Origin of the sequence: Enterococcus sp. S22(2020), from assembly GCF_020295385.1 — a bacterium.
Classification (GTDB): domain Bacteria; phylum Bacillota; class Bacilli; order Lactobacillales; family Enterococcaceae; genus Enterococcus_L; species Enterococcus_L dunnyi.
This window is the reverse complement of record NZ_JACFUD010000004.1, coordinates 200,502-224,185: the sequence shown is the minus strand read 5'-3', so window position 1 is coordinate 224,185 and position 23,684 is coordinate 200,502. Positions and strand designations below refer to the sequence as shown.

Below are 23,684 nucleotides of genomic sequence, written 5' to 3'. Positions count from 1 at the left end.
TTGTTGATTATCCTACAAGGTGTCTGATATAATACTTATGTATATTTTAGAAAGATTCTAATTTATTTGCAACAAGCAAAACACCCAAATTTGTGAGATAAGCAACAAACTTATCAAATCTGTTGATTATTTTGAAAGGAATTTTTATATGTCGAAGAAAACAGACCTGCGGGTAAAGCGAACACACAAAATGATCATCGAAGCTTTCTTTCATTTAGTTGAGGAAAAAGGATATGATTGTATCACGATCCAAGACATTGCAGATGAAGCGATGATCAATCGCGCGACTTTTTATGCTCATTTTAAAGATAAACAGGATCTTTATGAACAAATTTTTGATTTTGCCGTCAATGCCTTTACTTCTGTCATCGATACGGAACAAATCATTGTAAAAAATCGAATCAAAGTCAAACAAATTGAATTTCTTCTCACACATATTTATATCAATATCCAAAAAAATAAAAACTTTTTCTTAACGATCATGGATGGTAGTTCTAATGAATTGCTGCGAAAGAAATTAGCTGAGATCATTTATGATAAATATGCAGATATTTTCTCCAAGCTAAAAATCACCGAAAACGAGATCGAAGTTCCAATCGATTTCATTATTGAATACATGACATCGATTTTTACAGGAACGCTCCATTGGTGGATTACAAGTAACACAGACATGTCGCCAAATCATTTGGCCAGACTTGTTATTAAATTGGTTGGAAACGGACACCTGACCGTTCTAGGGATCGAAATCGATAAATAGCATAAAAAAAGTGTCTGAAACAAAACTTTTTTAGTTTTGTTTCAGACACTAACTTTTAATAAATATGACCAAAAATCAGGTTACTCGGCCATTTCACAGCGAACAAGCGATACAAAAGCATGTTGCTCGTTCGTTACTATAATCGATCGAATCTAAGCAACCTTTATCTCATCTCGTGTTTCTAGCGGTTTTTAGCACGCCATTTTTTAGTATGTGCTGTATCTCTGGAAGAGATGACTTTCACGCCAGAAGCTTTCTCTCCATTTTTCTTTTTTGAAAAAAGATTTACCTTCACATCGTATTTTCCTTCGTTTGCTAAATCATATAATCTTTCAGCTGTTTCAGTTATTTTCTCTTTGATGTTCATTGATCTCACTCCTCATATGTTTCTTTCACTTTATCATATATTTTTGAAAAAGAGAACAAAAGCCTCTGTCCTTCGTAAATAAAAAAACAACTCCAATGAGTTGTTTTGCTAAGACTGGGGTAGCTGGATTCGAACCAACGCATGACAGAGTCAAAGTCTGTTGCCTTACCGCTTGGCGATACCCCAAAAATAAAATGGAGGAAAGTGGATTCGAACCACTGAACCCTAAGGAACGGATTTACAGTCCGTCGCGTTTAGCCACTTCGCTATTCCTCCAAAAGGTTTTAGTAAAAAACCTGACTTAGTTATAATACAAAATTTCTGAGTAAATTGCAAGCACTTTTCGAAAAAAAGTTGTTATTTATTTTAGTCGTTCAAATTCCATTGACGAATCACGTATTCGATCGCTTCATCCAGCGTTTTGACTGTCGCTTCATTTCGTCCGTCGATCAATACTGCGAATTTTTTTTCAGCTTGTGTAACAACTTGACCAATTTCTTTTTTGCCGATCATTAAAGTATTGATAGTCAACTGTTCACCATTGATCTTTTTTTGACTCTCTTCTATTCGTACTTCAATATCTTTATTCTTTTTAGACATTCTCATCCCTCCAAGCCTCTATGTTATCACGTTATACAAAAAAAAGCACCTACCATTTAAAGTAGATGCCAGATATTTTACATTTAGGTACTAAATAACTGTTTTCGTTTGATTTCACTCAGTAGTGCAAAGACAATACCCGCTATGATCGACACAATCCCAATAATGATAAACAGCCATAAAAAGCTTGATAAATAGGTTTGTATAAAATCATACATCGCTTTTGATTGGATCCCTAATTTTTTCAGAAATCCTTGTATCAAAATAGCAGCAGGCACAACAACCATCATCAATCCGCTGCCGATGGTGATATACGACCAATATCTCAATAAACGATGAAAATAGCCTCGCAGTGATGAATAAAGAGAAAGACTCAGCAATCCCCATAGAACGCCACAGATGACCATAAAAATGACTATTTTTGATTTATAATTCATTACTTTTCGTCCATAAGAAACTAAAAAGGGCAATTCGATATAGCCTTTATATATCGTAACAGCATTATCTCCTAAGTCATTGACCGCTTTTTCTGATTCTGGCGTTATCTCTATATTCTTCTCTTTCATGTACGACGTAATTGCCTCAGAAACAGAAGCCTGAATTTGCTTTTCATTAGAAATGGAATACTTGCTTCCTGTGTGATACATTGCCTTGAAATATGCATCCACATCTTTTTGAACAAATGATTTACTGACGGTTTGATTCAGCACACCTTCTGGGATGTTGCTTCCTAATGCACTATTTTCAATCTGTCGATTGATCTCCCCTGCTAGTTTGGTATAATAATCCGCATGAGAGGCCTGTTTTGTAATATAGTTTTCACTAAAAAGAGTCAATCTCAATGCAAGTAAAATCAAAAAAGCAAATAAGAAAACAGATGACAAAAACGCAATAAAAAAGCGCGAAAGCACCTTCAACAGATGACCCCGATTTCTCATTTCACTGTTTCTCCTTTTTTATGATTTTTCATCAATAATCGGTCCAGACACATAATCTGCAGAAACAAATACACGTTCTGGTGTTAAGCCAATCGCATCCAATGGATAGCAGGTGTATAAAATCAGTGAACGTTTCGTACGGTCACCTAGCTTCGTATTAATTGATGGATCTTTATAATTCGCAATTTTGACTTCCGTTACTTGATATGTATAATCCCCATAATGAGTATGAACCTTGACTTCATCTCCTGGCTCTAAATAATAGATTTTCCCGAAAGAAGGCATATTATGCCCGCCGATCAATGTTGTTCCTAAATCTCCTGGAATCATACTGCCAATATATTGACCTGCGCCTAAACGCAAAATTTCTTCACTATCTCCATAATATAGTGGTTCATTAATCCCAACTTTATCAATAACAACTTCTCCAAACTGATCTCCGCCTGTCGGATAGACGACGGTCGTGGATGCTAAAGCTTCTGTTCCAGAGGCTTGAGTCGTTCCTGTTTGGTCAGTTGCTTTTCCTGTTTCGGTCTGTGCAGAATCTGTCGACTGGTTGTTTGATGCTTGTTTTTTTTCTTGACTTCTTTCGGCAAACAGGTTGTTTCCTTTTTGTTCAAAAGAAGGGGCATCATTCAACGAAATCAATTCGACAGCAGAAGAAGCAAAATTAATGACAGGTGCACCAATGATATATATGGTTAAATAGCCAAAAAACATAAAGAGAAGAGGCACATAAATAAATGCCCCTACTCTTTTTAATTTTTTCATATTAAGCTAGTTTATTCTTTCTGCTCACAAATACTGCACCTGCTGCAGCAACGATTAGTGAACCAAAAGTAATACCGCTAAGTACGTAATTTGAGCCTGTATTTTTTACTGGTGTTCCAGTGCTATATACAGGTGCTCCTTTAGTGTCAGTGATAGTCACTGCTGAATAGCTTCCGCCAGCACCAAAAGTGATTTTCACACCTACTGCATTTCCAGCCGCAACAACATAGCTCTGCAACTGAGAAATCACGTTTGCTGGTAATAATCTAAGCGCATCTCCAAGTGTATTTGCACCAGAAGCATCTACAGAAACACCTTCGACTAGCGCACGCGCAGCTTGAATGTTTTTGATTGCTTCATCTGCTTGAGCTTGTGTCAAATCAACACGTTTCAAGTGGTTTTCTGCTGCATTGATCTCAGCTGCACCAAAAGCAAATTTCTTACCGCCGATTGTAGCGCCAGCATTCAATTCATTAAGTATTGGTTGTTCAACTGCTGAAATTGCACCATCAGCCAACGCAGGAGTTGCAAAACCCAATACGATCACTAAAGCAACGACAAATCCGATAACTTTTTTCATTTTCATTCCTCCTTATCTTATATATTTATAATCAATTGCAGTAAAACTGCAACAATTATACCTTCAACAACACCTTATTTTTAAGGTCATAGAAGATCATATGTATCAGAAATAGTGCAACCACACACACCATTTCTTCAAAAATACAAAAGTCTTCACTATTAAAATTATCATATGCATTTGCAATAGTCAAACGGTTTTCTTAGAAAAAAAACGTTACCATCACTTGACTTTACTACTTTTTTATGTCTTTTTCGATACTAAAACTGCTTCAAAAACGTCATAGCCAGCGGTCTTTAGGATTTGTTCAATTTTAGTTGTTTCACGGCTTTCTATCTGAAGCTCAATGATCGTTTCTAATTCTTTTCGGTTGACCACAACTGTTAATATACTAAAATCGTTTTCCGCCAATAATTTAGTGATATCTGCTAAGATCCCTTTATGATCTTCAGGGATTCGAAGCTGAATTCTTGTCCCGCCATCATTGTAGCCAGTGATTTTTAAGAAAGCATCAAAGATATCATTATTTGTAATGATTCCAACTAGCTGTTCATTTGCATCAACTACTGGTAAAACACCAATATTGTTTTGACGCATTTGATAGATACCATCTTCCAAAGAAGCTTCTGGTTTGATCGTCTGAACTTCCTTTACCATCACATCAGCAACTGTTGTTTTGTTCAGTAGATAGTTTACTTCGTAAACACTTAAACTCGTTGCTTTAGACGGCATCGCAGATTGAATAGTTCCTTCTGTGATCAGCCCTACGATCCGTTCTTTTTCAACAACTGGTAAACGATGGATATTGTTTTTTTTCATTAGATCGACCGCATCAAAAATCTTCATTTCCGGCTGTGCTACAATTAATGTTTTGGTCATAAAATCACTAACGCTCATGTTTTTACCCTCCCAAATATGCTTTTTTGACTTCTTCACTTTCTAATAGCTCTTTACCTGGTCCACTCAACACTACTTCTCCCGTTTCCAATACATAGCCTCTATCAGCAATTGACAGCGCCATTTTTGCATTTTGTTCGATCAGCAGAACGGTCGTTCCTTGTTTATTGATTTCCTGAATAATATTGAATATCTCCTGAATAAAAATGGGTGCCAGCCCCATGGAAGGTTCATCTAATAATAATAATTTTGGCTTAGACATCAATGCTCTGCCCATCGCCAGCATTTGCTGTTCCCCACCCGATAAGGTAGAGGCATCTTGATTTTTACGTTCTTTCAAAATAGGAAACCTTTCAAAAATCATCTCATAATCTTCTTTCAATTGCTTATCTTTTCTAAGAAAAGCACCCATTTCCAAATTTTCCTGAACAGTTAGTCCTGAGAAGACATGCCGACCTTCCGGCACTTGACAAAGGCCAGATGCGACGATTTTTTGAGGAACTACTTTTTGGATTTCTTGCCCAACAAATGTGATCGTTCCGCTTGATGGACGATTCAAGCCTGAAATAGTTCTTAAAATCGTGGTCTTACCTGCGCCGTTCGCTCCGATCAACGAAACGATTTCCCCTTCTTCTACTTTAAAATTTACATCGCGTACCGCTTGGATCACACCATAATGCACGGATAGATTTTCAACAGTTAACATTATAGTTCACCTCCAAGATAAGCTTCGATCACTCGAGGATCATTTTTGATTGCTTCTGGATCCCCTTCAGCAATGATTCTTCCATACTCCAGCACATAGATTCTTTGACAAACTTCCATGACCAAACTCATATCATGCTCGATCAGGACGATCGTGATCTGAAATTCTTTTTGGATTTTCCTGATCAGTTCAGTTAGGTCAGCAGTTTCTTGCGGATTCATTCCTGCAGCCGGTTCATCCAAAAACAATACCTTTGGCTGCGTAGCCAATGCACGAACGATTTCTAAGCGTCGCTGTTCGCCATAAGGTAAATTTTTTGCCAATGTATCGACTTTGTCTTCCAAACCGAAAATAGCCAGCAGCTCGTGTACTTTATCCGCCATCGCTTCTTCTTTTTTATAGAAAGTCGGTAAACGTAAAATACTGGATAGAATCCCTTCTTTATTTTTACTATTCATTGCGATCAGCACATTATCCATTACTGTTAAATCTTTGAAAAGACGAATATTTTGAAACGTTCTACTCAATCCCATATCAGCGATTTTATATGGTTTCATCCCATTCAATCGATGTTCTTTTCCAAGTACATCAAGAGTGACCGTTCCTTCACTAGGTTCATAAACACCTGTCAAAAGATTAAACAACGTTGTTTTACCTGCGCCATTTGGCCCAATCAGACCAATTAATTCGTTACTTTCTAAGGTCAAATTTACATTTGATACTGCTGCAAGACCGCCAAAATTTTTCGTTAAATTACTAACGTTCAGTAGAGGCATGTGATTTCTCCTCCTTTTGTTTGAATAATTTTTTAACAGAGAATTCCCACGTTCCTAAGAGTCCGCCTGGTTTAAAAATCATGATGATAATCAAAGCTAATGCGTAAATGATCATTCTTAATGCACCGGCGTCTTGTAAGAACATATTCAAGATCCCTAAAACGATCGCTGAAATAAAAGTACCCGTCACACTACCGATGCCACCGAATACAACAATAATCAAAATATCGATCGATTTCATAAAACCGAAATCTTTTGGCGCAATCGTTTGAACATAGCTTGAATAAATAGCACCCGCAACGCTTGCTGTAATAGCACCAATGATGAAAGCTGCCACTTTATATTTTGTCGTATTGACCCCCATGGATTCAGCAGCGATCTCATCTTCTCTGATCGCCATTGTCGCACGTCCTGGACCACTGTGGATGAAGTTGACAACAACTAATGTCACAACTACAACAAAGCCAAACACCATCGGCCAGCTGACCATTGGAGGAATCCCAAAGATCCCCGCTGGACCATTCGTCAACTCTTTCATGTTGATAATAATGATTCGGATGATCTCAGAAATCCCCAGTGTTGCGATCGCTAAGTAGTCTCCTTTTAATCTCAATGTAGGAATCCCAACAAGTAAAGCAACGATCCCGGAAAGCACGATCCCTACTAAAATACCGCTGAAAAAACCACCCATCGTCGGATATTTCACTGTCATGATCGCAGCACTATACGCACCGATCGCCATGAACCCCGCATGACCTAAGGAAAACTGTCCAGAAAAACCGATGATCAAGTTCAATCCTAACGCCAACATAATATTGATCCCGATCGTAATTAAAGTATACTCCGTAAACGGTGTAATCACACCCGTGATGTACAACACATAAATAAAAGCATACGCACCAGCGGCAATTAAAAGCCAGATAAGATTATATTTTAAGTTCTTTTTCATGCACGCTCACCTACACTTTCTCTTTGATGTTCTTGCCTAAAATACCAGCAGGACGAATCAGTAAAATAATAATCAATAATGCATACACAACTGCATCTTTGTAATCAGAAAAACCAAGTGCAATGGTAATCGTTTCTAATAGACCGATCACAAATCCGCCTAAAGCCGCTCCTGGAATAATACCAATACCACCTAAAACAGCTGCAACAAATGATTTAAGTCCTGGTACGACTCCCATCATCGGATCGATCGAATTATAATATAAACCGATCAGCATACCAGCTGCAGCTGCTAGCGCTGAGCCTAAAGCAAATGTGAATGAAATCGTACGATTGACATTGATTCCCATTAATTGTGCGGCGTCTGCATCAACAGAAACTGCCCGCATTGCTTTCCCCATTTTTGTCTTTTTGACGATCAACTGCAAGGCAATCATCAAGACTAAAGCAATCACTAAAATAAGTACTTGAATGTTTGAAATCTGAATAAAGCCTAGTTGATAGTTTTTAAATTCGATCGCTTGAGGAAATGATTTTTTTTCTGGGCCTAACCAATAGATCATCCCGTTTTGCAGTAAAAAGGAAACACCGATCGCTGTGATCAAGGCTGCGATCCTTGTTGATTTTCTCAAAGGACGATAAGCTAAAAATTCAATCACGACACCGATCACAGCAGCACCAGCCATTGATAATATCAATGCTGGGAAAAAGCCTAAGTTTAATTTGTTGATAAAGAAATACCCCATAAAACCGCCCAACATATAGATTTCTCCATGGGCAAAGTTGATCAATTTTATAATACCGTAAACCATTGTATACCCTAACGCTAATAGAGCATAGATACTGCCTAGAAAAAGCCCATTTACTAATTGCTGGATCACGACTTCCATAGTTTTCACTTCCAATGTTTTAGAATAATTGTTTGTTTAAAGAAAAAAGAGGATGGACAAAACGTAAAAACTTGTCTCACCCTCTTTAAATTTGCTATTGATATTTTACTAAGGATTTACTGCTTCAGCAGACGTTTCTTTTCCTTCTGTCAATCCTAATACAACAACTGATTTTTCTGGATTGTGGTCTTTATCCATCGACATTTTACCAGTTACCCCAACGAAATCTTTTAATGAAGCCAAGCCTTCTGTAATATCTTTTGAATCAGCAGAATCTTTGTCTTCCATTGCTTGTTTCAACATGTAAACTGAATCATAGCCTAATGCATTGAACGCAGATGGCTGTTTGCTGTATTTTTCTTTGAACGCTTTTACGAATGGTTCTACTTTATCCGTTGCAGGTGCTTTCTCTGAGAAGTGTCCTGTGTAATACACATCAGAAACATTTTTAGCTCCGGCGATCTCAACTAATTTTTCATCACCAAAACCATCTGCACCTAGGATCGGTTTATCGATGCCCATTTCACGCGCTTGCTTGATGATCAAGCCCGCTTCTGCATAGTAACCTGGGATATAAATCGCATCGTAATCAAGATCTTTGATCTTCGTCAAGATTGCTTGGAAGTCTTTGTCACCTGCAGTGAATGTTTCTTCTTTAGCGATTTTTCCTTTGTACGTATCTTTGAAGGATTTGGTCAATCCAATCGCATAATCACTTGAATTGTCCCCAATGATCACAACATTTTTGGCATCCAAATTATCTTGAGCAAATTTTGCTAAGATGACCCCTTGGAATGTATCTTGGAAGCAGGCTCTAAAGATATACTCCTGCACCTTGTCATTTGCAACTGTGATACTGTCATCTGTTCCTGATGGAGTAATGACTGGCACTGCTGCTTTTGTCATATTCGGAATCGTTGCTTTTGTCGCACCAGAAGTCGCTGGTCCCACAACAGCTACTACTTTATCTTTTGCAGTTAGGTTGGCTGCAACTGATGTTGCTTCACCATTTTCAGACTTGTTGTCCTTTTCGATCAATTCTAATTTTTTACCAAGTACACCGCCTGATTCGTTGATTTCTTCAACTGCAAGCTTGATACCTTCTTTTTCAGCATTCCCGTATGCTGAAACATCGCCAGACAGCTCCATATTCATCCCGATTTTGATCGTATCGCCTTCAACCTTATTTCCACCGCCGCTTGAGCCTCCGCCAGCTGCTGGTCCACATGCTGCTAGTAAAAATAGACTGGCAAATAAAAAACTAAATTTTTTCATCTTGTTTCCCCCTTGAGTTTAAAAGTTGAACGCGCGTTTTTATCATTGAAAAAAACAACACTCGTACGACTTGAGTCTGTATTTCCTCTGAATAATTCTCCGTGCATATATAATTATTAAAGAGTATGTATACAAATATAATCAAAAACGAAAGAAATGTCAATGAATTTTCAGAAAATTTCTATAATTCAAATTATTGGAAAAAACTTCTTGTTTTAGTCTTAACTGATTTGACAATACGTCCATCAAAAAAAGGCAAAACGAGAAATCTGCTTTGCCCTTTTTGAGTGATCAACGTCTATTGATTTTCATTTTTTTGATGCATCGTTTGGAAATTTGCCGCTGCTCCAATCAAGTTTGCGTCATTATTGTATTGACAAGTCACGATATGCGGAACAAAATCATTCAAACCAAACTGAGCAAGTTTTTTCTTCATTCGACGGTCGATTTCATCCAGCAATCCCTCTTTAGCTGAAACACCGCCACCTAGAACGATCATTTCCGGATCAAGTGAAAATTGAATACTAAACAACCCTTGTGTTAAATACTCATAAAAGTTATTGACCTCTTCGATCGCCAACTCATCTCCTGCTTTTGCAAACGCAAATACTTCTTCACCCGAAAAAGTTTCTTTCGCTACACCTTTTCGTTTACAGTAACGCCAAGCCATCTGAACTGCTGTTCCTAAGTGACTGAATGTTTTTCCCTGATCTAAGTACATCAGTCCAAACTCACCGCCATAAAGATGCGCTCCTTTGGCGATCTGACCTTTATGGAAAATCGCACCACCGATCCCTGTCCCGATCACAACGAAAGCAACTTCCTGTTTTCCCTTCGCAGCGCCCTCATAAATTTCCGCCATTCCTGCACAGTTGGCATCATTTTCGATCGCTACAGGTAGTTTGAATAGCGCTTCCAATTCTTTAAAAATATTGAAGCCATGAATGTACGGTATCGCAGATATTCCGTTGATCATCTGTTTTTCTACATCCACTACACCTGGTGCACTCAACGCAACGCCTTCAACCGTAGTCTTTGTCTATGTAAAAACAGTTAATAAAGACGCTTTCATTTCTTCCCATGTTTTCGGTGTAGTAAACTTTCCTTTATCGATGATCTCCTGACCATTCCATACACCATGTTTTACTGCTGATCCGCCAAAGTCAAATGTCAAAATCGCCATCCTAAACACCCATCCTTATCTTTTTTTCTTATTCCTTCTATAATTATACGGACCATGATATTCCTGATCCGGATTTCTTTTTAAACTAAATTTTAATGGGACATAGTCGATACCGCCTTTAGTCAACGGGTGGCAACGTAAAAATCTGGCTGTCCCCATCGTCACACCCTTGATCGTTCCGTGTGTTTGAATCGCATCGATCATATATTGGGAACAAGTTGGATGATAACGGCAGCTGGCTGGTAGTCCTGGTGAAATAAAACGTTGGTAAAAACGCACCGTTCCAACAAAAATATTTTTTGCCATTTCTTCCCTCTTTTCTCTATCCGCAAAAACTATACCCTGTTTTAACGCCGAATGCAAGTTTGCTGGAACAAAATAAAAACATTTTTAGATTCCTTTTTGACTCTGAAAAAGAAAACTATTCAAATCTCTAAAAGGGTGCTAAAATAGGGACAAGTAACTTTATTACATATCACTAATCAATGGAACGGAGAGAAGCAACGATGGGTTTAAAATTCGAACGAAAAGACGATTTAGATAAATTATTCGACGCTTTTGCGGTAGATCCTAAAAAAGTCGAAATGCCTAAAGAAGAACTAGAAAAGCAAGCAGCTAAAGCTGAGCAAAAAGAAGAACAGAAAAAAGAGCAATAAAAAGAAAGCTTTGACAACTCTTTCGAGAAGTCAAAGCTTTTTTTATAAATATTTTTCAATCGCCTGCCAAGCTTCTTCCTTGCCTTCTTTCGTTTGGGAAGAAAAAAGAATGAAGTCGTCAGACTTATCGAAATTCAATGCTTTCTTGATGATACTTTCGTGTTTGTTCCATTTTCCACGAGGAATCTTGTCTTTTTTAGTTGCAACCACAATCACTGGAATTTCATAGTATTTTAAAAATTCATACATTTGAATATCTTCCTGCGTCGGTGCGTGACGTAGATCGACTAGTGAAACAACAGCTTTTAATTGTTTCCTTGTTGTCATATACGTCTCGATCATCTCACCCCATTTGGCCCGCTCAGTCTTTGAAACTTTCGCATAGCCGTATCCGGGAACATCGACAAAATGCAATGCATCTTCAATCAAATAAAAATTAAGCGTTTGTGTTTTCCCCGGTTTACCGGAAGTTCTGGCTAAATTCTTTCGATTGATCAACGTATTGATGAATGAAGATTTGCCAACATTTGAACGGCCAGCTAGAGCAATCTCCGGCAATTCTGTTTCTGGATATTGTTTTGGTGAAACTGCGCTAATAATAATTTCAGCATTATGAACTTGCATGTATTGACCTCCTAACATAAAAGACTAAAACGGAAGTTCAGCTCCGTGTCTATCCGAATAAGCTGAACTTCCGTCTCATCATGTACATAACAATCAATGGTTTGTCTTGTAAATGATTAGCCTGCTTTTTTATCTGTTTTATCGTAGATGATCGCAGGTTTTCCGGTCCCGTCTGCTGCCATTTCTGTAATGATCACTTTTTCGATCGTATCATCTGAAGGCACGTCAAACATGACATCCATCATAATCTCTTCAATGATCGAACGAAGTCCACGGGCACCAGTGTTTCGTTCAATTGCTTTATTAGCGATCGCACGAAGAGCATCCTCTTCAAATTCCAATTCTGTATCATCTAATGATAATAATTTTTGGTATTGTTTCACTAATGCATTCTTAGGCTCAGTTAAAATACGAACCAAGTCATCTGTTGTTAATTTTTCTAATGCCGCAGTTACTGGTAAACGTCCAATAAATTCAGGGATCAAACCAAATTTCAATAAATCCTCTGGAATGATTTGCTGCATGATACTTTCATCTTCATTGACTTTACTATTATTTGTACCAAAACCGATCGTTTTTTCACCTAAACGATTTTTTACGATTCCTTCGATACCGTCAAAAGCTCCGCCAACAATGAATAGTACATTCGTTGTATCGATTTGGATAAATTCTTGATGCGGGTGTTTACGTCCACCTTGAGGCGGCACACTTGCAACAGTTCCTTCCAAAATTTTAAGTAAGGCTTGTTGAACGCCTTCACCAGAAACATCACGTGTGATCGAAACATTCTCACTCTTACGAGCGATTTTATCGATTTCATCGATGTAGATGATTCCTTTTTCTGCACGCTCTACATTGAAATCAGCAGATTGTAATAACTTCAAGAGAATATTCTCTACATCTTCCCCTACATAACCTGCTTCTGTTAAACTCGTCGCGTCAGCAATCGCAAATGGTACATTCAATGTTTTAGCTAATGTTTGAGCCAAAAATGTTTTCCCAGAACCTGTTGGGCCAATTAAACAAATATTGCTCTTTTGTAGTTCGACATCCTCAGAGCTTGACTTTTCTGATTGATTTACACGTTTATAGTGATTATAGACAGCTACTGCCAATGAGCGCTTTGCCTGATCTTGTCCAATAACATATTCGTTTAAGACATCCAAAATTTCTTGAGGTTTTGGGACATCTGTTAGTTCACGTACGGCTTCATCGTAAAATTCTTCATCAATAATCTCTTTACATAAGTCGATACATTCATTACAAATATAGACACCTGGTCCAGCAACGATTTTCTTCACTTCTTCTTGTGTTTTACCACAGAATGAACAGCGGACTGCACCATTGTTATTTGTATTATCGTACATGCATGTCACCTCTCTAAATTAAAAATGACTGTCCATACAGTCTTAAAACATAATAGCACAAAACAAGTGAAAATGCGAACATTGGATTTGTAAAGTTTTTATAAATAAAGCAATACTTATGTTATACTAAAATAGAAAAAATGATTTGCTGTAGCTTTACTAGACAGCAGTAAAAATGGAGGGAATTTCATGCTGGAACAGATTTTATTAGGAACATATACTCGTCGAGTAAGTAAAGGGATCTATCAAATTGCACTTGATACAGATCAAGCAAAACTTTCGGAAGCTTCTTTATTAGTAGAAGAAACTAGTCCTACTTACTTAACCATAGATCAAAAGGGTGCTCTTTTCAACGTGACATCTGTTGATGGAGAAGGCGGCATGGCAGCCTACAAAGCAAAAGACGATCATTTTGACTTGATCAACAAAGTAACGGAAGCTGGTGCTCCCCCATGTTACGTTTCAGTTGATGAAGAAAAGCAATTGGTTTTCGGTGCCAATTATCATCAAGGAATCATTCACGTTTATCGTATTTTAGCTGACGGCAGCTTGGAAGATGCGGATAAGATCATCCATGATGAACCTACTGGCCCGCATGAAAATCAAGACAATGCTCACGTACATTATACGGATTTAACGCCAGATGGCCGCTTGGCTGTTTGTGATCTAGGAACAGATCGTGTCTATACGTATGACGTTAGTGCTGAAGGTAAATTATCAGAAGTTGCACAATACATTGCAGAACCCGGCACTGGTCCTCGTCACTTGGTTTTCCATCCAACGAATCAAATCGCTTATCTTTTTGGTGAATTGGACAGTACAGTGACTGTTTTAGCCTACAATGCAGCAGACGGTTCATTTGAACAAGTACAAAAAGTATCTACTTTGCCTGAAGGGTTTAACGAATTTAACGGCGGTGCTGCGATTCGTATTTCTGCTGATGGACGTTTTGTTTATGCGTCAAACCGTGGACATGATTCGATTGCTGTTTTTGCTACTTCAGAAGATGGTCAAAAGATCGACCGTATTCAGCTAATTTCAACAGAAGGTGAAATTCCAAGAGATTTTGACTTAGATCCTTCTGGTAAATTTGTTGTGGCAGCAAATCAAAATACGGACAATTTAACTCTTTATCGTCGTGATGAAGAAACTGGACTTCTAGAAATGATCCAAAAAGATGTTTATGCACCTGAGTGTGTTTGTGTCTATTTTAAATAAGAAATAAAAAAGCAGCAGAATCACGAAACGATCGATTCTGCTGCTTTTTTATTTTTCATAAGTTCGTACTTCGGCTTTTGACTCTTGGATCATCTCCAACGTTCGGTCAAAATTACGAGAAGCATAAGCATAGAACAACACATCTACAACAATAAATTGATCATGTAACGAGGTTGTTGCCGCACTTCTAAGGACGGCTTCGTTTGAACGTACCGTCTGAAGTGAATAGGCCACCTTGTTGGTCAACGTGTTGTTGCCAAATTGAGAGAGCCCGATCGTTTTCAGCTGATGTTTTTTCGCTACATCAACTAAGCGCAGCACTTCCTTCGTTTCCCCCGAATGAGAAACACAGAAAAAGACTGCATCTTTTGGAGCTGAAACTAGAATCGTCACTAAAACATGAGAGTCTTGTACACAAACGACCGTTTTACCGATCCGATTCCATTTTTGAGCAATGTTTTCCGCCACTAAATAAGAAGCCCCTATGCCAAAAACATAAATGATCGGTGCAGCGACTAACAGATCGACGATCGTTTCTACTCGTTCTTCATTTAATAACGCGACTGTTTCCTGCATCGATTGATAGGCATTTCCCAATAATTTTGTCTTGATTTCATCGACCGATTCATTTGCTGTGATATCTGAATACCCTTCATACACAGGTGTTTCGATTTCAGCAGATAAACGAACTTTCAACTGAGTAAAACTAGACACATCGATTTTCTTACAAAAACGAATAACGGTTGCTGGACTCGTCCCTGCATAGTTGGCTAATTCTGCCGCTGTCATATCGATCACTTTTGCAGGATCTTCTAAAATCGCGTTTCCTATTTTTTGTTCAGATTTTGGCAGCACATCCAACAGACTGATAATTCTACCTTGAATATTTTCACCACTCATTTACTGCTCTCCTTTTTATGTACATTAGGGCGAATCATAGAAATTCGCCCCTGCATTCAATAATAAGTTATACTTCCCAATGGTACTGCTCGTTTTGCTCCAGTCGCATTTGGGACATTTCCGCTTCTATGCTGCAGTGTTTGATTTGCTAAAATAGCCATTGCAACAGCCTCTTTGGCTTCAGAAGAAAAACCGATCTCTTCTTGGATCAATACGCTAGCTTCCGGTAATTCTTCTTTGATCATCGTAACCAGTGTGGGATTATAACTTCCCCCGCCCCCGATAATAAGCTCTGTTTTACCCTTTATGAAAGGTCGAACCGCTTCAGTGATCGACTGTGCAGTGAACATCGTTGCCGTTGCTATCAAATCTACTGGATCTAATGGCCATTTCTCGATCAAAGCCATAGTGAACTGTTTACCAAAGTCTTCCCGTCCAGTTGTTTTTGGATATGCCTTTTGAATATAAGGATGTGCCATCAATTCATCTAATAAAGCTTGATTTACTGCTCCTTGTTTTGCATAAAAACCATCGTTGTCGTACTCTTGACCGAAAAAGTGGACGCATAATTCATTCATGATCACATTCCCAGGTCCTGTATCAAATGCAATCATATCCGTCAATTTCCCAGATTCTGGCAGTACGGTAACATTTCCGATCCCGCCAATATTTTGTAAAAGTCTTGTGGTGCCTCTTTTTTGGTACAATACATATTCTGAATACGGAACGATCGGTGCTCCTTGTCCGCCAACTGCCATATCTCTTTCTCTAAAGTTTGAAACGACTGTCGTCTTTGTTCGCTCACAAATAACAGCGGGATCTCCGATTTGCAAGGTAGATGCAACAAAATCATCTCTCTCAAATGGAATGTGAAACAAGGTTTGTCCATGACTGCCGATAAATTCTAGCTCTTCACTTGAGATTCCTGCTTTTTCACACACCAATAGAGTCGCTTGTGCAAATCGTTCTCCTAATTCAACATTCAGTGAGCAGATCTTTTCAACATCAGAAGACTCTAACGATAGGGCCTCCCGAATTCTTTTCAATGTAGTTCTTTCAAACGGCAATGTGGAGAATGCTAGAAGCTCGACCATCGTCTCTTCATCTTTGCCGCTAATGTCAACTAAGGCTGCATCGATTCCGTCTAAAGAAGTTCCTGACATCAAACCAACTGCATATACCATTCTTTACACCTCTATTATACTGTTTTTAGTTTTAAATGTCTCCATTGCTTTAGTGACTCGTGACTTCGTGAAAAGCAAATTTCTGCCAAGGTCTAATATACGGCAGCAGAACTTGATCAGCAGTGGTCACTTTGCCAACAACGTTTGATTTACCCGAATTTTCCATAGGTAATAACGCTAATTGCAGTTCGCCTGCATAGTGCGCATACAACGATGTCTCTATGATGATATCACCAGTTTGCATATCCACCGTGTGAAACGGCGTAAAATCATGACCTTTGTACTTCACACGACTCTGTGTCGAACGAATAACATAGTCGGAAACATCTCCGCGATTAAAATGGAACTCGTTCAATATAATATTTCTTTCCGTCTCAGGTGTTCTATTATCGATCTCACAATCAAACGTTAAACGATAGGGATCAAGCTCACTCAATGCTTTTAATTCGGCTTCTGAAGCAAAGGCATTAGCAATAATTACATCATCGATCAACTCTGTTGCCCACAAATGTTTAGCTTGTGTTGTGATCGGCCAGTTTCGATGCAGCTCCAAAGTACATAACCCCTCCTCAACTGGCCAAGGACCCACTTTGGCGGTAGGAGAATTGATAAAAGCAGCAGTTCGGATGCCTTGTTCTTTATAAACCTTTGTTGTTTCCAAAAAATGCTCATAACTTAAACCAGTATAACGATGAGGATAAAAATTATGGCAACCTAATAACTTATCTGCATTTGCTTGATAGCTTAAAATATTTTCTACATAACGCGTGCCTGAGCTAATATTCAATTCGATCGATAGATCTTGCGGATTAAAACTCATAATCGATTCTTCGCTTCCAGTGAAGCCCATATCTAAACGAATCCCATCTGCTCCAAGTTCTTTAAAAAAAGATAAGTCATTATAACTGATCCCAAGTTCATTGAATACTTTTGGACTAACATCTGCAATAACTTCCATGCCTAGATCTTTAGCATAAAAAATCGTTTCTTTAAATGCTGCAACAATTTTTTCTTTCCCTTCATCAACAGATAATAAACAAGTAAACACCCGTTTGAAATTATACGTTGCTGCTAATGATAAATAGCTTTTGATTTCTTCTACGCTGCTATGATTTGGATAAATCGATAAGCCAAGTTTTCTCATTATTTTTGCTCCATTTCGTAAGTAACTCTCTTTTGTTCTGCTATTAGTCGACTGCTTTCAAAAAAAACTACTGCCAATATCCCGCTTACACCATAAATGATTTGCCGAAGTCCATCTGACATATTCGGAAACAGTAAACTAGGAACCAAGGCGATCAAAAAAACGAGACAGCCAGTCAACCAACGATTCGGTAGCCAATTTTTCTTCTTTAAATAATGAGTCAGGAATAAACCAACGATAATAAAAACAACACTTGCTGTTAAAAATATGATCTTTGTCATTCTAATTTCCTCTCTTCTAAAACCAACTAAAATAAGAAACTGGAAATCCACCTAAGTCTATTTCCAGTATATCTATCTTAATTTGTTTCTCCCAAAGCATGCTCTTTTTCAAGTTCATTGTTATCATAGATCATCACAAATGGGTAATAAATCACCACAGAAATAACGATCAAAATAACATTCAATACAGCTGCCCGCCAGTCACCGCCTGTCGCCAAGTATGCACCGATCGGACCAGGCAGCGTCCATGGTGCAGTGAAAATCACGCGATTCACTAAGCCTAGCTGTGTAGCAAACCAAGCAATCGTTGCTGTGACCATCGGTGTTAAGATAAATGGAATGATCAAAATAGGATTCAAAACGATCGGTGTTCCAAAAATCAACGGCTCATTGATATTGAAAATCGCTGGTGCTAAAGTAGCTTTACCCAATTTTGAAGCAAATTGCGATTTTGTCTTAAAAGCAAGTAATAAGGCTAACCCAATTGTACAGCCAGAACCGCCGATCCAAATGAACCATTGGTAAAAAGGTTCAGCTGCAATACTTGGCAGCTCTTTTCCAGCAGCCATCGCAGCAGTATTGCCATCTAATAACTGTAGCCACAATGGTCTAGCCAAGGAACCAACGATCGATACGCCATGAATCCCAAAAGACCAGAAAAAAGTGATCAAGAAAATCAAAAGTAACACACTAGGTAAGCTGTCAGCAGCACTCACTAAAGGGCTTACAATCTTTGAAATCGTTGAATGCCAGTCAAAGCCGATAAAGTAAGTCAATGTAGAAATTCCTAAAATTACGATCAAGGTCGGTGTCAATGTTTCAAATGATCTGGCAACTGCTGGAGGTACTTGTTCCGGCATCGTGATTTTAAATTTTGATTTATCTGTTAAACGATAAATTTCTACAGCTAAGATCGATGTAATGATCCCGACAAACATACCGCCGCCGCCTAAATTAGCCATTGGCAATACAAAACCAGCAGTTCCTGCCGCATCCAGCGCCTCAGCTGGAATATTAACTGGAACAAATGTCAATAAAAATGCAATCGTAGATAAGATCCCGCCGGATATCACATCCAAATTATAAGTCTTAGATAAACTTGCACCAATACCAAAGGTAGCATACAACGTCATGATATACATCGTCATTCGATACGGTAACAGAATCGTTGCGGCATTAGCAGTTAAAAACTGTGTTACACCCCAACTGGCCGGTAGTGGCGGAAAGGCAATGATCAAGAAGAACGATCCGATAATGATCAAAGGTAATGTAGCAATGATTCCATCTCTTATCGCACGTAAATGACGTTGATTTGCCAGCTTAGCCATCGGTCCAGCTAAATGAACTTCAATAAACTCAGTAAACTTTTTCACTAAACTCATCTCCTAATTTACACTCATTTTATTTATAAAACCCTTACATAAAGCCCTTACAAAAAATCATAAAAAAACATAATTGCACAACCACTAATCATTTCCTGTCGTACGAAGAAATATAACCTTTTCTGTAAAACATGAACAAGTGCCTCTCTCTAATTCTCTGTTTTCTCCCTTCATTACTTTCGTTTTCCAGTTTTCGCTATACATTCATGTTCTGTCAATCAATGCTTATTCCTCTCATCGACAAACCTATCATACAGCTAAAGAACTTTTTTTTCAATATTTTTGTATAAAAAAAGAAATAAAATTTCTTTATGATCAAAAAAAGAAAAAGAATAGTCTTTAATAGCTATCATCTTCTCTCCTAAAAACTTCGTTTCAATACACTATATTAATCAGCAAATAACGAGGCTAACATAAAAAAGACTCCTTTTAAGACATAAGCCAGCAATTGAACATCACTTTTTTATCGAGAAAATAAATGATTCCTCTGCTTATTACTTAGCACTAGCTCCTTTTTTATTTAGCCTCGTTTGCACTTTATCTCTTCAAATCATAAAAAAATCAAATCCATCTTCTGGTTCTCCAACTTCAAACCCTAGTATAGCTGTTGCTTGTTCTTTAAACAGCGTAAATCAAGCATTCCAGTCATCATCGGATAATCTAGCATAAAATTGCAGCCCGCTTGGTTCTACAGACACCTCAATGATCTCTTCATTTTCATCATTGGCAAACCAAGTTGGAATCCCCTCATAGTATCCTTTCCACTGCGGCATTTCTGCATAAAGGAGTTGAAGACGTGTCCAGTAGATATCAGGCAATGTATAGTGAATATTCAAGTTATGATTGTGTACTTTCATTGATTAGCGGTTCCTTTTTCATAGATTTGGTACTGTTCTTCATTTAAAAAGTTATCGTAGATAAAATCTACTGGATAGAGGGCTTTGCTAGACAAACAAATTTCTCCAATTTTCGGACCGATTTCAGGTACAATCTCTTTTGCTCTTTCACTATCAATAAAAACAGCGTAGCTAAATTCATCTTGTCTATTCATCAATCCCAAATAAATAGCACTGATCGAAGTATCATTTTTGGCATAAGCAACTAAAAAATCAATGATTGCCTCAGGTCGTTCAGCAGGTAAACCAATATGAATCTTAGTATCTTGTTTAATGACATGATGAGAAGAAAAAACAGATCGATTCAACTGTACGCTATCTGTGTTTGGATTAATCCATAAAAAATCAATTCCTAGATTCTCCTCAAAAAGCTTAACGATACCGTCAAAATCCAAAGTGATAAAGCGATCATTTTTTTTATAGGCCGGAACATGTTGACTGACATCTGTGTACGCATATAAAAATGTTTTCCCGTCCGGCATACTACCAACACTGATATGTCCATCCTCATTTATATCAAGGATCACATTTGAAGCTGTTTTGAGCCAAGCGATCACCTGCTTTATTCCATCTTCATTTCTAGGATAATTAAATGCGTTTGGCGGCGTAACCTTTTGCTTTTTTTTAAATAAGTTAAAAATAGTCATTTTCATTCTCCTTTTTCATTTACTTAGACTTAATAACAGCTAAAACGAGCGTCACTAGATTTTCTGAATAGTGCATATGATTCTTATTTAGCAAATAAGCCAGTTCAACTTTGTCTTTTAAACTGAATCGAAAAAAGAAACGTTGGTTCCAGCCTGTACACCAGTCTTTCAGTTGTTTTTCAATTTGATTTTTTACTTGCTGATCAGCAGCCTCTTTGTAAAGTAGCATTAAATCGAAGAAATAATCCCTTCTATTTTCAGCTGCTAAGATTTTAATGATCGACAATTGCGTAGATAGCTCTTTTCTTTCTTGAAACATCGGCAACAGTTGCTCTTTGATTGCCAGCGAATAATTTTGGATCAGTCGCTCTATTGCTTTTTTACGTACTTCTCTAGAAGAATCAGAGACATAGTCGACAGCTAAAGACAACTGTTCTTCTAATGGTAAACAGTTGGACCAGTTCAACACTGACAACCTAATTTTCTTTTGCTTAGCATGGCGTAAAGACAACATCTGCTCTTGATCTCTGCAATCTTGTAAAAGGGCCAAGCCATGGACCGCACTGTTTAACTGGGTGTCCATTTTCGTAAGATAATAAGCTCTGCAGTCGATTTCTGGGAAATGCTTCCTCACGTATGCTAATGCCAATTCTTTGATTGCGGTTGTTCGATCTAAAAGTCTCGCTATCATGCGTCGATCCTTCAAGCGATTATTATAGCACCATTCACAAGCTAACTTACGAATGATCATACTGTGATGGTTCAATAGTTCGTCTAGGTATTGTTCCTCCCATATCCTTTCTTTTTGAATTTCTCGAAATGTCCAGACTAAAATAACTCGATCTTTACTGACTAACCCATTTCTCATCGTTTGTTTTCGATCGTTCTCCTCTAGTAAAAAGCTCCATTTAAAAGCTGTTCTGGCGCAATCATTATCGAAATTTCGTTGCCCGTTCAATAATAGCTGCGGGCGTTCTAAAACTGATTTCTGCAGTTGATTATAGATGATCCTATTTTCTTCATATGTCAGCTGCTTCAGCTGATCGATCAACGGTAAACAAAAAATCAATTCTTGTTCTGAAATGAATCGATTCTTTTCAGTGATCTTTTTGGACGCTCGTTCCCGCAAGATCTTAAGATGGTCATTCAACATCACTAATAAAAAACGAAGCGGTACTTCTTCGCTCTCTTCAATCAATTTTGACAAAGCAAATTCTCTGATATACCCATTAGGATGGCAGGTCAATCCACCCCAAAAGAATACGGCATGTTTAAATGATAACTGCTGAAGATCGTCTTCGCTGATCTCCAGCCAGCACCAATTGCTCCGACCATATGAAAAAGCGCGTAATTGTTTAAATGTATTCAAAAAATGTTTCGGTGTTTCTTCCTCGAATAGACGACTCAGATCCTCTAAATATCGTTCTCGACACTCTTGATCAATAATAATTTTTTGATAGCAATACTTGATTGCATCTGCCGTATTCTTTATTTCCTCATGTTCTGCTTGTAATACCAACAACTGACTCATTTGATTTCCTCATAATTCATTTTATTTTCTTTATTGAAGATAGTTTCATTTTACCATATTAGAATTCTTAATATTTTTATAATCCAAGACATTGTACATGACCTGCAGAAATAGTTTCCCTATACTTGAGATAACACTTGTAATCAATCTATGTTTTATCAAGGAGGAAAAGAATGAATATTTTAGTCGTCGGTGGTGCCGGTTATATTGGTTCCCACGTGGTTAAGCAGTTAGCGGATACAGAGAATCAAATCGTAGTTTTAGATAATCTTCAAACAGGTCACGAAAAAGCAGTCACAAAGCCAGCGATATTTATTCATGGTGATGTAAGAGACAAATCCTTACTTAAAAAATTGTTTGCTGAATATTCATTTGATGTTGTGTTTCATTTTGCAGCAAATTCTTCTGTTGAAGAATCAATGAAGGATCCTTTACTTTATTTCAACAACAATGTGTCTGGTCTTATTACACTTTTAGAAGTTATGAACGAATTCGCAGTGAAAACAATCATCTTCTCTTCAACAGCAGCTGTTTATGGTGATACTTCCGAATCTGTGATTACGGAAAATTCTGAGATCACACCAAAAAATCCTTATGGGGAAAGCAAATATATGATGGAAAAAATAATTCAATGGTGTCATACAGCATATGGTATAAACTATGTTGTCTTAAGATATTTCAATGTTGCTGGAGCGGACCTAACCGGGCTGATTGGGGAAGACCATCGTCCAGAAACACATTTGATCCCTATTGTCTTAGAAGTCCCGATGGGCAAAAGAGAGGCCATCACGATTTTCGGAAACGATTATGACACGAACGATGGAACAACAGTCAGAGATTATGTCCATGTGGTCGATTTAGCAGATGCACACTTATCAGCAATGACTTATTTGCTTGAGGGAAATGAAAGTACGATTTTTAATGTGGGTAGTTCTGTTGGTTTTTCTACACTGGAAATCATTCATAAAATTGAAGAGCAGACAGAAAAGATGATTCCAATCAAGTATGGCGAACGCCGAGAAGGTGATCCACATTCATTGATTGCTTCCAGTAAAAAAATCAAAGATGTCTTAGGCTGGACTCCTCTTCATACTGACTTAGATTCAATTATTGAGAGTGCTTGGTCTTGGCATTTAAATCATCCAAATGGCTACGAGGAATAAAAA

General features: G+C 37.9%; 26 protein-coding genes, 2 tRNA genes and 1 pseudogene. 4 read left to right on the top strand and 25 right to left on the bottom strand.

The features are described 5' to 3' along the window. Positions 1 to 148 precede the first annotated feature (148 nt). A complete protein-coding gene (locus H3T55_RS09675; RefSeq protein ID WP_087641272.1) occupies positions 149 to 757 on the top strand; it encodes a TetR/AcrR family transcriptional regulator in 609 nt (202 codons plus the stop codon). 181 nt (positions 758 to 938) lie between these two features. Here the strand turns inward: H3T55_RS09675 and H3T55_RS09670 are convergent, their stop codons facing one another. From H3T55_RS09670 to yidD, 15 genes and pseudogenes are all read right to left on the bottom strand, one after another. Further along, positions 939 to 1,124 carry a hypothetical protein gene (locus tag H3T55_RS09670; protein WP_087641271.1) on the bottom strand — a complete coding sequence of 62 codons (186 nt, stop codon included), beginning with the start codon at positions 1,122 to 1,124 and terminating at the stop codon, positions 939 to 941. A 114-nt stretch (positions 1,125 to 1,238) separates the two neighbouring features. Next, positions 1,239 to 1,310, bottom strand: a tRNA-Gln gene (locus H3T55_RS09665). 9 nt (positions 1,311 to 1,319) lie between these two features. After that, positions 1,320 to 1,400: transfer RNA gene (locus tag H3T55_RS09660), tRNA-Tyr, on the bottom strand. 90 nt (positions 1,401 to 1,490) lie between these two features. After that, complete coding sequence (locus H3T55_RS09655) at positions 1,491 to 1,724, bottom strand: DUF2969 domain-containing protein (protein ID WP_087641270.1); 234 nt, start codon at positions 1,722 to 1,724, stop codon at positions 1,491 to 1,493. Positions 1,725 to 1,807: 83 nt separating this feature from the next. Next, positions 1,808 to 2,662: a hypothetical protein gene (locus H3T55_RS09650; protein WP_225534310.1), complete on the bottom strand. Its 855-nt coding sequence runs from the start codon at positions 2,660 to 2,662 to the stop codon at positions 1,808 to 1,810. A gap of 18 nt (positions 2,663 to 2,680) precedes the next feature. Beyond that, on the bottom strand, positions 2,681 to 3,433 hold the full coding sequence (locus H3T55_RS09645) for a class D sortase (RefSeq protein ID WP_225534309.1): 753 nt from the start codon (positions 3,431 to 3,433) through the stop codon (positions 2,681 to 2,683). A 1-nt stretch (position 3,434) separates the two neighbouring features. Next, positions 3,435 to 4,013: a hypothetical protein gene (locus H3T55_RS09640; protein ID WP_087641267.1), complete on the bottom strand. Its 579-nt coding sequence runs from the start codon at positions 4,011 to 4,013 to the stop codon at positions 3,435 to 3,437. 243 nt (positions 4,014 to 4,256) lie between these two features. After that, positions 4,257 to 4,910, bottom strand: coding sequence for a CBS domain-containing protein (locus H3T55_RS09635; RefSeq protein WP_225534308.1), 654 nt, complete (start codon positions 4,908 to 4,910; stop codon positions 4,257 to 4,259). Between the two features lie 4 nt (positions 4,911 to 4,914). After that, entirely contained in the window at positions 4,915 to 5,616 is a 702-nt protein-coding gene (locus tag H3T55_RS09630) for an ABC transporter ATP-binding protein (RefSeq protein ID WP_225534306.1), read from the bottom strand. Next, complete coding sequence (locus H3T55_RS09625; protein WP_087641264.1) at positions 5,616 to 6,392, bottom strand: ABC transporter ATP-binding protein; 777 nt, start codon at positions 6,390 to 6,392, stop codon at positions 5,616 to 5,618. Before H3T55_RS09625 ends, H3T55_RS09630 begins: the two co-directional genes overlap by 1 nt. After that, entirely contained in the window at positions 6,373 to 7,341 is a 969-nt protein-coding gene (locus H3T55_RS09620; RefSeq protein WP_225534305.1) for a branched-chain amino acid ABC transporter permease, read from the bottom strand. Before H3T55_RS09620 ends, H3T55_RS09625 begins: the two co-directional genes overlap by 20 nt. A gap of 10 nt (positions 7,342 to 7,351) precedes the next feature. Then, complete coding sequence (locus H3T55_RS09615; RefSeq protein WP_087641262.1) at positions 7,352 to 8,230, bottom strand: branched-chain amino acid ABC transporter permease; 879 nt, start codon at positions 8,228 to 8,230, stop codon at positions 7,352 to 7,354. Between the two features lie 108 nt (positions 8,231 to 8,338). Next, on the bottom strand, positions 8,339 to 9,505 hold the full coding sequence (locus H3T55_RS09610; protein WP_225534304.1) for an ABC transporter substrate-binding protein: 1,167 nt from the start codon (positions 9,503 to 9,505) through the stop codon (positions 8,339 to 8,341). Between the two features lie 298 nt (positions 9,506 to 9,803). Then, positions 9,804 to 10,688, bottom strand: a pseudogene (locus tag H3T55_RS09605) (ROK family protein). A 15-nt stretch (positions 10,689 to 10,703) separates the two neighbouring features. Continuing rightward, the gene (gene yidD / locus H3T55_RS09600) at positions 10,704 to 10,994 is read right to left on the bottom strand and encodes a membrane protein insertion efficiency factor YidD (protein ID WP_225534302.1); all 291 of its coding nucleotides are present in this window, start codon (positions 10,992 to 10,994) and stop codon (positions 10,704 to 10,706) included. Positions 10,995 to 11,194: 200 nt separating this feature from the next. Here yidD and H3T55_RS09595 point away from each other — a divergent pair, with 200 nt between their 5' ends. Then, positions 11,195 to 11,344 carry an SPJ_0845 family protein gene (locus tag H3T55_RS09595; protein ID WP_225534301.1) on the top strand — a complete coding sequence of 50 codons (150 nt, stop codon included), beginning with the start codon at positions 11,195 to 11,197 and terminating at the stop codon, positions 11,342 to 11,344. A gap of 42 nt (positions 11,345 to 11,386) precedes the next feature. On the opposite strand, the gene yihA is transcribed toward H3T55_RS09595, so the two are convergent. Both yihA and clpX read right to left on the bottom strand, forming a co-directional pair. Continuing rightward, positions 11,387 to 11,968: a ribosome biogenesis GTP-binding protein YihA/YsxC gene (gene yihA / locus H3T55_RS09590; protein ID WP_225534300.1), complete on the bottom strand. Its 582-nt coding sequence runs from the start codon at positions 11,966 to 11,968 to the stop codon at positions 11,387 to 11,389. A 116-nt stretch (positions 11,969 to 12,084) separates the two neighbouring features. Continuing rightward, positions 12,085 to 13,335, bottom strand: a complete 1,251-nt coding sequence (gene clpX, locus H3T55_RS09585) for an ATP-dependent Clp protease ATP-binding subunit ClpX (protein WP_087641256.1) — start codon at positions 13,333 to 13,335, stop codon at positions 12,085 to 12,087. A gap of 189 nt (positions 13,336 to 13,524) precedes the next feature. Between clpX and H3T55_RS09580 the strand changes: the two genes are divergently transcribed. Continuing rightward, entirely contained in the window at positions 13,525 to 14,553 is a 1,029-nt protein-coding gene (locus H3T55_RS09580) for a lactonase family protein (protein ID WP_225534299.1), read from the top strand. 48 nt (positions 14,554 to 14,601) lie between these two features. On the opposite strand, the gene H3T55_RS09575 is transcribed toward H3T55_RS09580, so the two are convergent. From H3T55_RS09575 to H3T55_RS09540, 8 genes are all read right to left on the bottom strand, one after another. After that, the gene (locus H3T55_RS09575; RefSeq protein WP_087641254.1) at positions 14,602 to 15,453 is read right to left on the bottom strand and encodes a MurR/RpiR family transcriptional regulator; all 852 of its coding nucleotides are present in this window, start codon (positions 15,451 to 15,453) and stop codon (positions 14,602 to 14,604) included. A gap of 56 nt (positions 15,454 to 15,509) precedes the next feature. Further along, a complete protein-coding gene (anmK, locus tag H3T55_RS09570) occupies positions 15,510 to 16,637 on the bottom strand; it encodes an anhydro-N-acetylmuramic acid kinase AnmK (RefSeq protein WP_225534297.1) in 1,128 nt (375 codons plus the stop codon). A gap of 49 nt (positions 16,638 to 16,686) precedes the next feature. Beyond that, positions 16,687 to 17,781 (bottom strand): DUF871 domain-containing protein, encoded by a 1,095-nt coding sequence (locus tag H3T55_RS09565; protein ID WP_225534296.1) that lies wholly within the window; start codon positions 17,779 to 17,781, stop codon positions 16,687 to 16,689. Then, on the bottom strand, positions 17,781 to 18,062 hold the full coding sequence (locus H3T55_RS09560) for a hypothetical protein (protein ID WP_225534295.1): 282 nt from the start codon (positions 18,060 to 18,062) through the stop codon (positions 17,781 to 17,783). Before H3T55_RS09560 ends, H3T55_RS09565 begins: the two co-directional genes overlap by 1 nt. A 77-nt stretch (positions 18,063 to 18,139) precedes the next feature. After that, positions 18,140 to 19,444: a PTS sugar transporter subunit IIC gene (locus tag H3T55_RS09555; RefSeq protein WP_225534294.1), complete on the bottom strand. Its 1,305-nt coding sequence runs from the start codon at positions 19,442 to 19,444 to the stop codon at positions 18,140 to 18,142. A 632-nt stretch (positions 19,445 to 20,076) separates the two neighbouring features. Then, entirely contained in the window at positions 20,077 to 20,301 is a 225-nt protein-coding gene (locus H3T55_RS09550; RefSeq protein WP_225534293.1) for a hypothetical protein, read from the bottom strand. Further along, the gene (locus tag H3T55_RS09545) at positions 20,298 to 20,987 is read right to left on the bottom strand and encodes an enhanced serine sensitivity protein SseB C-terminal domain-containing protein (protein WP_225534292.1); all 690 of its coding nucleotides are present in this window, start codon (positions 20,985 to 20,987) and stop codon (positions 20,298 to 20,300) included. Before H3T55_RS09545 ends, H3T55_RS09550 begins: the two co-directional genes overlap by 4 nt. 19 nt (positions 20,988 to 21,006) lie before the next feature. Beyond that, positions 21,007 to 22,518: a hypothetical protein gene (locus H3T55_RS09540; RefSeq protein WP_225534291.1), complete on the bottom strand. Its 1,512-nt coding sequence runs from the start codon at positions 22,516 to 22,518 to the stop codon at positions 21,007 to 21,009. A gap of 173 nt (positions 22,519 to 22,691) precedes the next feature. On the opposite strand from H3T55_RS09540, the gene galE reads away from it, so the two are divergent. Next, complete coding sequence (gene galE / locus H3T55_RS09535; protein WP_225534290.1) at positions 22,692 to 23,681, top strand: UDP-glucose 4-epimerase GalE; 990 nt, start codon at positions 22,692 to 22,694, stop codon at positions 23,679 to 23,681. Positions 23,682 to 23,684: the final 3 nt, after the last annotated feature.